Below are 8,932 nucleotides of genomic sequence, written 5' to 3'. Positions count from 1 at the left end.
GTCCAGAAGATTTCCCTCCTGAACTTTTTCTATACTCATTATATTTTAGTTATAATTCCGTATACTTCTTACTTGTGCCTTTTGCTTTTTCTACTGGATATTTCTTTTCATTCTTATCCATCTTTTTATTTATTATCTCTTCTATATCCACATTTAGGGAATCTGCCATATGAATACAATAAACTAGTACATCAGCTAACTCCTCGCATACTTCCTCTTTGTTATAAGTGTCATCCCATAGAAAGTGCTCTAGTAATTCTCCTGCTTCTATATTTATTGCTTTAGCTAGATTTTCTGGAGTATGAAACTGTGACCAATCCCTGTCATCTCTAAATTTTCTTATTCTCTTTATGGTTTCCTTCATGTAAAATTCCTCTTCTCTCTACGGTTTTATTATTGTTTATAAATTTTAGTTTCTTATATAATAAAATTATAAATAACTATTCTCTTAAAATCCATTCATATATACACTTTTGTTTTTCTCCATTTTGATACATCTCATTATGAGGAGGTAGATCTGCTATTTCCTTAAGTTTGAGACCTGCTTTCTCACAAGTAATTCGAGAGGGAAAATTATCTGGATTACAAGTTATTATAAGTCTATCCATTCCATGAGCAATTGATATCTGCTTAATAATTTTACAAGCCTTCGCTGCATAATTATTACCTCTATAACCTTGTTCAATACTATAGCCAATATTGCCACCATAATATATATTCTCATTATATCCAATACGAATATCAATATTACCTATGGTATCATTTGAATTGTGTATAGTAATCCTATATTTGTATGCAGGTACATAACCTTTTTCATCATTAGCTGGTGTTTTATCTTCTATCTTTAAATCAATCTCACCATCTGTTAAACAATGAAAGTTTTTGAATTCAAACATTCCTATCCTCCCCCTTTATTTCATAATAAATTACAATTGTGTATTATATCCTATAATACATTATAGCTTTAAATAAATGAAGCCATCTTAAATTTTATTAAAGCTGTAAAACCCCCATCCTCTTAAAAGGTGGGGGTTTTACAGCTTATAGCCATCAGATAATTTAATTATACTCTTTTAAATGATGAGCTAATGCTCCTATTAAATTAGCATCTTTTTTATGGGTACATGTTCCTATAACAGGCTTAACCTTTGCTATAGGTATTTCTCCTAAAATATATTCAATCTTATTATTTATTTTCTCTGCAAAATCTTCTCTATCACTTATTGAACCTCCAAGAAGTATTATCTCAGGATCATAAATATATTGAAGATTAAATAATCCTTTAGAAAGTTCCATATAGAATCTATCAATTATAGAATTACAAAACTCATTGCCCTCTTCTGCCATTTCAAAAACTTTCTTTCCATCTAAGGATTCATCCTTAAAATGTTCTCTTGCTTTTCTTACAAAAGACATGGTAGATGCAACTTGACTAAAGGTTTTGAACTCTCCATCTTTCTCTTCCATTATCATATAGCCAAATTCTCCACCATGGAGGTTCTTTCCCTTATGGATTCTACCATCTTTTACAATGGCTCCGCCTATACCTGTTCCACATACTACAAATAACATATCTTTTATATATTTTGCAGATCCTGAAAAAACCTCTGCTAATGCAGCACAGTTTGCATCATTTTCAATGCTGATATTTAAATTTAGTTTTGAAGATAAAACTTCTTTCCAGTTTGGTCCGTGAATACAAGGTACTGCACTAGCCCCTTCAACAATTCCCGTTTCTGAATCTACTGCTCCTGGAGCACTTATGGCCACCCCTTTTATTTCATATTTATCTTTAGACTTTTCTACCCAATCTACAATAACCTTTGTGAACTCTTCTAAGTCATGGGAAGGATATAAAGTATCCTTATCTAGTAATTCTCCATTCTCTTTTGCTACAGCAACTTTTATAGATGTTCCTCCTATATCTAAGCATGCGTACATCTTCTCTCCCCCTTAGAACCCTTTGTTATCTGATAGCTCTTTAAACCACATTCCACTTCTCTTAATAGATCTCTCTCCTGTTTCTAAGTTTAAAGAAACTAGTCCATATCTATTTTTGTATGCATTAAGCCATGACCAGTTATCAACAAAAGTCCATACATGATAACCTATGCAATTTGATCCTTCTAAAATAGCTTTATTTAACCATGTTAAATGATCCTTATAAAAGTCTATTCTATAGTCATCCTCTATTACTCCATCTACTAAAAATCTTTCTTCCCCTTCTACTCCCATTCCATTTTCAGTTATCATCCACTCTATATTCCCGTAGTTATCCTTAATATTTTTAGCTATATCATATATTCCTTTAGGGTATATTTCCCATCCTCTATAAGGATTCATGATTTTTCCTGGCATATCATAATGGTCATAGTAATATTCTGGGGTAAAAGGTGCTTCATCATTAGGTTTATTAGCCTTAGCACATACTCTTCTAGGCTGATAATAATTTACTCCTAAGAAGTCTACAGTATTTTCTTTTATTATTTTTAAATCTTCCTCTTCATACTCTGGCATTAAATCATGTTTCTTTATGATTTCTACTAATTCTTTTGGAAACTCTCCCTTTAAGGAAGGATCTAAGAAGCTTTTATTTGCAAATAAGTCTGCTATTCTAGCTGCTTTTAAATCCCACTTATTTTCACTTCTTGGGTAACAAGGTGAAAGATTTATTACTATACCAATCTTTCCATTGTCTCTTACCTCTTTATAATTTTTTATAGCTAAGGCACTAGCTAAAGCAGTATGGTATGCAACTTGTACTGCTGCTTTTGAGTCAAACTTACATGGATAATGAAATCCAAGATAATATCCACATTCCACATGAACCATAGGTTCATTAAAAGTAAACCATCTCTTTACCCTATCTCCAAATAACTCAAAGCATGTCTTCGCATAATCAGCGTAATAATGTGCAACTTTTTTATTCTCCCATCCACCAATTTTCTGTAATTCCATTGGCATATCAAAATGAAATAGATTTACAAAAGGCTCAATACCATTACTAATAAGCTCATCTATTACATTATTATAAAACTCCACTGCTTTTTCATTAACTTTGCCATATCCATTTTCAAACATTCTTGACCAATTAATAGACATTCTAAAGGAGTTATGACCAGTTTCTTTCATTAGTTTTATATCATTTTTAAAATTATCATAAAAACTTAATGGATTATCTGTACCTATACCATTATGGAATCTATGTTCTTCGGTTTTAAACCAGTAATCCCATATGTTCTCTCCCTTTCCGTCTCTATCTATAGCTCCTTCACTTTGAGTTGCTGAAGATGCACTTCCAAAATAAAAATCCTCTGAAAACTTAATCATAACTATCCTCTCCTATTCCTTATTAAAAACTTTTTCCGTTGAAATCCAGCTGTCAAATACCTCTTTATAATTTTTTATATAGTAGTAATAAATTAAATCTATTTGAACTAATATAGGGATTTGTGCAGACATTATACCTGTTGACTCTTCTCCATGGAGATTTGCAGTATTAATTACTATATCAGAATTTTTATTTAAGGTAGACTCCCTATTACCTGTTATAGTTATTACTGTAACATCTTTATTCTTTAATTCTTCCCCTACTTTTTCTAAGGCTTTATTTCCTCTAAGGGTAAATATAAACACCAAATCTCCTTTTTCTAATATGGAAGTAGCCATTTCTATAGCACTTTTATCATGTATTACCTCTACAAACTTTCCCATTCTTGAAAATCTAAATTTAAAATCTAACGCAGCTGTGGCACTTAATCCAAAGGCAAATATATGAATAAGCCTAGTGGAATGTATTTTCTCGCATATCTTTTCTATTTTCTCTTCATCAAAGCTCTTATCAATATCATCGAAAATCTTAAAATATCCTTCTTGAAGTTCTATAGCTATATTATTTAAAGCATGTTTCTTCTGTTTTTTTAGATGTTTATTATATAAATATATAAGCTCTTTATAATTTGAAAGCCCTATCTTTCTACAAAATCTTGAGATAGAAGATGGTGATACATTTAGTTTCTTAGCTAAATCATTTATAGGTAAACTTGGGTTTTCCTCCAAGAAATACTCAGCTATTTGTTCTTCTACAAATGTAAAATTAACTTTTGCATGATTAATTCTTATAATTATCTCTTTTTCCATAATACCTCCAATATTCCCTCAAATATGACTGTAGAAATTAAAAGCTTAACTTATTTATATATTTATTCTAATAGTTTTTATTTCACCTTTTTTAAAGGAAGGTAGAACTATTTCTTCTTCGATTTTAAAACTTTCTGATAAAGATTCATTATTAAAGTTAATCCATTCATAGGATTTTCCCTTTATTACTTTTATACTTCCCTTATTATTTAACTCATCACTGCTGTTTAATAATCTTATACCATAGGAAGTTTTATCTATTGGATATATTGAAGTTACTATAACTCCATTTAACTTTTCACAGTCAATTAAACTATCCAAAGTAGGTAAATCTTCTGATAATGGATGACTTACAAAATACTTTATTGTGTTTGTAAATCTATTTATCTCTTGAAGTTGATAATGTGAAACTGAAATTGAATAATTTTGCCACAAATTATTTATATATGAAACATCTAATTTATCACTTAAATTTATTGCAAACTTAAATTTAAGCTTTCCTTGAAGCTGACTATCTGGTGTTTCTATATATCTAAACTCATTTCCTGATGCAATACCTGGTCTTCTTATAAGATCAGGCTTACCTAAATATCCTACTGATCTAAATAAGGTTAATGCTATCTTAGAGTTATCTAATATCTCATATTCTTTTATACCCTTTGCCATAATACATGCAGCTTTATTCTCATCCTTTAAAGCTGTAAAATGTAGCATTGGATAAATAGGAGAAGGTTCTTCCTTCCATCCAAGCTCTCTCCAATCGTTGATATGACATGGAGTATTCTCTCTTTCTATAACTCCAAAGGCAGTATCACATATTGATGTGTTACTATTTATATTTGTATTTAAAATAAATCTCATTCTATGATCATTAGCATTATTTTCAACTTCTAAGTGAAACTCTATGATTTCTTTATTACTTAACATAATCTTTAAAGTATAAGGTATGTCTGTATTTAAGTTTAAGTTTTCTCTATCCTTTAAATTCACTGGAACCTTATACACACCTTTTATCTTAAGCTCTTTATAAATCTCTCCATTTATAACTTCATATTCTGCACCACTAAAATCAAAGTTTAAAACATTATCCTTTTCTGGTGGTGAATAATCATAGGTATCTCCATCATCTCCTGAATCCTGGATTCTTATACAATCCTTTAAAACTTCTCCGTTTAATTTATTGGTTATATTTACTTGTCCGTTAGCTAACTCTACCTTATAAAAATTATCCTCTATTTCAGAAGTTAAACTTTTGTTTTCTATTTCATACTTTTCATTGTTTTCATTTTCTTCTTCAATTATATGCAGTACTCTTATAGTCATAGGATTTATTTCACAGTCCATAGCTATTTTAGTTACATAATAATAAAGATTTTCATCATACTCTTCTTCTGTCCTCTTTATACTTCCACCATACTCTTTTTCAACACTAATAACTTCATATGGAATAATATTCTCATCTTCATCTACTATTTTAAATCCACTCTTCTTTGTAGTAATATCAGCTTTAATAGTGTCATTTCTCTTTTTACTTAAGGTATTAAATAATACTAAATCATTTTCTCTTCTATCCTTAAGAGATTCACTTATCTTTCTTATTATATAATCACAAGCTGAATAAGAAAGCTGATCTACTTCAGTAAGCCTTGATAATATACTACTATTAGTCTTATCACTATTGCATCCACAAGCACTATCATGGGCATGGTTCATAAGGAGTCTTTTCCATATTTCCTCAAGCATCTCTATCTTAGGATCTAGTCCTAAATTCTGTGCCATAACCATAAGTGGCTCTAGTGTATATATAAGCCTTCTCTCTATTTTATCATTTAAATATTTATGATCATATCTTGAAGAATAAATAGATCTATGGATTTTAGAATTTGAAGGACTAGAAAACTCTCCTTCTACTTCCATTAAATCTTTTTCCTTTTCAAGATTATCGAAGAATTCATCACAAGAACTCTCTACATATTCAAAATCATGAGTTGTCTTGTCTTGATAATATTTAATTCTTTCTTTTATATTAAAATCCACATATCTTTGGTCTCCACCTACTGGTAGTAATATATTATGTGTACCTGAACCGTCTAGTATTCTTTCTTCTACTGCATTTACATCATCATTATATATAAGATTTCCACCATAATAATATCCATCTTTTATATTATAAACTAATACTTCACTGCCATCTTCACTTTTCCAAATAAACTCTCTATTTTCACATTTATCCTTAGATACACCTCTCCAGAATATAGATCTTTTTATATTAAATCCATTTAATATTTTAGGCATATCTTTTGTTTGTCCAAAGGAATCTGGCAAATATCCAATTTTCATGTAGTCACCATATTTTGATGCACTCTTTATTCCATAGAATAAATTTCTTAATATGGATTCTCCTGAAATAATTAATTCATCAGTTTGGGTATACCAAGGTCCAATTATTAATTTTCCCTCTTCCACAAGTTTTTTAACTCTCTGAAAGTTACTCGGCATAAACTTTATATATTCCTCTAAAATACTTAATTGTCCATCTAATAAATAATTATTAACTGAACCTTCCTCTAAAGCGTTTATTACTTCATCCATATGATATATTAATTGAATAATAGTTTCACTTGAAGTGAAATACCACTCATAATCCCAATGAGTATGGGAATAAACATGTACTTTCTTCATATATTGCTCCTTTTTAAAAAGGTCTAAATAGCACTAACTCTATTTAGACCAAAATAAATTATTTAAAATTCTATTGATGAAACTAAATCGTATAGTTTCTTGTGATCATTTTCTGTTAATATTGCTTCTCTAAAGTTATCATCTATTAATTTTGTTGCAATAGCACTTAAAACCTTTATATGATTATCTGCTCCATCCTCTGGTATTGTTAAACCAAAAGCTAGTTTTATAGGTTTTCCATCAAGAGAATCCCACTCTATTGGATTTTCAAACTTTATAAGAAAAACTCCTGCTTTCTTTACAGTACTGCTTTTACTATGAGGTATTGCTATACCATCGTTAAATCCTGTTGTAGATTCTTCTTCTCTTTTATATAATCCTTTAAGATACTCTTCTTTGCTGTTTACAAATCCATGCTTATATGCAATAGATGCTAAGAATTCAAAAGCTTCTTCTCTAGTTTTAGAATTTTTATCTATATATATATGACCTTTTTCAAAAACTTTATGGTCAGTGTTAGAAGTATTTATACTCTTTGTTTCTTTATTTTCTTTGTTACTATTAACATTTACTTCTTCTATTTCTACTTCATTGTCCTTAGTTACTGGCTTTCTCCAGAATCCTATTATTAATGCTGTAACAATTATACCTGCACTTACTGATCCTATCCATGTTATAAATGGTACTGGTTGTTCTATATATCCAATAAATGTTCCAAGAGGTGAACCTATACCTCCATAGAATTTAACTCCGAATACTCCAACTAAACCACCTGCAAGGGCAGAACCTGCAACTGAAGCTGTTATCATTTGAACTGGGTTAGCTGCTGCAAAAGGTATCGCTCCCTCTGTAACCCCTACCATACCCATACTGAAAGCTGAGTTTGCTGATATTTTTTCATCTTTAGTAAATTTATTCTTAAATAATACTGATGCAAGCCATATTCCAAGAGGAGCTACTGATATTGCTGCTTGTGCTGCTGTTCCTGGAACAAAGTTAGCGTTTTCTATTCCAAACTTGGCTACTGTATCTGTAAATACTGCTGTACCAAATATTAAAGCTGTTTTATTAACTGGTCCTCCAAAGTCAAAACCAATCATTCCTCCAATAATTGCTCCTATTATAAAAGGTGCACTAGTATACTTATCATTTAGTAATGTAAGACCGCTATATAACCCATCCATTGCTGATGCAATAGGCTGTCCTATTAAGAAAAGAACTATAATTGTTATTAATAAAGTGGCTATTAATGGAATAATCATAATTGCTAATAATGGTTGTAATATTTTAGGCCACTTTATGCTCTTTAGTCCCTTAACTATATATCCTACAATAAATGCTACTAGTATAGCTGATAAGAATCCACCACCAGTTTGAGTTCCTAAAAACTCTGGATCATTAGCAAGATATGCTCCAATCATAGCTGGTGCTATAGCTGGCTTATCTGCTATAGAGTTAGCAACAAAAGCTGCAAATAGAGGAATCATAAGTTTAAAACCAACTTGTCCTACTGCAAATAGCTTAGACATGAAATATCCCATATTAGTTGAAACATCAAATCCCCATTTTACTATTCTTCCAAGTTCGTCCTTTTGGAAAGCAAAGATATTTGCTATAGCTAAAAGTAATCCAGCAGCTATACACATTGGAACCATATATGAAATTCCACTCATTATGTGCTTTATAAACTGGCTATCTGTTTTACCTAAAGTAACATTTCCTACTTTAGCTCCCTTTTCTCCATAAAGTAGTGCTTCATTATATGCCGTATCAATTAATCCTTTGGCATCTTTTATTGCACTTATGGATTTAGCTTGTAGAACTCTTTTTCCTACAAATCTCGACAATTCAATGTCGATATCTGCTGCTATAATTACAACATCTGCTTCTTTAATATCATTTTCATTTAAGACATTTTCAGCTCCTATAGAACCTTGTGTCTCTACTTTGATTTTATAGCCTTTTTCTTTAGCTGCTTTATTAAGACTTTCTGCAGCCATGTATGTATGGGCTATACCTGCTGCGCAGGCAGTTACTGCTACAATTTTTTTGTTCATAAATTAGCACCTCCATTAGATGTTTTTATTATTATAAATTTTTCGTCATTTGC

The 8,932-nt window shown here is 30.5% G+C and carries 7 protein-coding genes; all 7 read right to left on the bottom strand.

The genetic code is table 11. The features are described 5' to 3' along the window. Window positions 1-49: 49 nt before the first annotated feature. The 7 genes from AB2369_RS08455 to AB2369_RS08425 all read right to left on the bottom strand — a co-directional run bounded on the left by AB2369_RS08455 (window position 50) and on the right by AB2369_RS08425 (window position 8,879). A complete protein-coding gene (locus AB2369_RS08455) occupies window positions 50-364 on the bottom strand; it encodes a nucleotide pyrophosphohydrolase (protein ID WP_367666043.1) in 315 nt (104 codons plus the stop codon). Window positions 365-440: 76 nt separating this feature from the next. Next, complete coding sequence (locus AB2369_RS08450; RefSeq protein WP_367666042.1) at window positions 441-896, bottom strand: GNAT family N-acetyltransferase; 456 nt, start codon at window positions 894-896, stop codon at window positions 441-443. A 163-nt stretch (window positions 897-1,059) separates the two neighbouring features. After that, the gene (locus AB2369_RS08445) at window positions 1,060-1,941 is read right to left on the bottom strand and encodes an ROK family protein (RefSeq protein ID WP_367666041.1); all 882 of its coding nucleotides are present in this window, start codon (window positions 1,939-1,941) and stop codon (window positions 1,060-1,062) included. A gap of 12 nt (window positions 1,942-1,953) precedes the next feature. Next, window positions 1,954-3,330: a glycoside hydrolase family 1 protein gene (locus AB2369_RS08440; protein ID WP_367666040.1), complete on the bottom strand. Its 1,377-nt coding sequence runs from the start codon at window positions 3,328-3,330 to the stop codon at window positions 1,954-1,956. 12 nt (window positions 3,331-3,342) lie between these two features. After that, window positions 3,343-4,140: a MurR/RpiR family transcriptional regulator gene (locus AB2369_RS08435; RefSeq protein WP_367666039.1), complete on the bottom strand. Its 798-nt coding sequence runs from the start codon at window positions 4,138-4,140 to the stop codon at window positions 3,343-3,345. 54 nt (window positions 4,141-4,194) lie between these two features. Beyond that, the gene (locus tag AB2369_RS08430; RefSeq protein WP_367666038.1) at window positions 4,195-6,822 is read right to left on the bottom strand and encodes a glycoside hydrolase family 38 C-terminal domain-containing protein; all 2,628 of its coding nucleotides are present in this window, start codon (window positions 6,820-6,822) and stop codon (window positions 4,195-4,197) included. 62 nt (window positions 6,823-6,884) lie between these two features. Continuing rightward, entirely contained in the window at window positions 6,885-8,879 is a 1,995-nt protein-coding gene (locus AB2369_RS08425) for a fructose-specific PTS transporter subunit EIIC (protein WP_367666037.1), read from the bottom strand. Between the last annotated feature and the right edge of the window lie 53 nt (window positions 8,880-8,932).

Source organism: Clostridium sp. (assembly GCF_040797585.1).
Lineage (GTDB): Bacteria > Bacillota > Clostridia > Clostridiales > Clostridiaceae > Clostridium_Z.
This window is presented reverse-complemented; position numbering and strand designations above follow the sequence as displayed.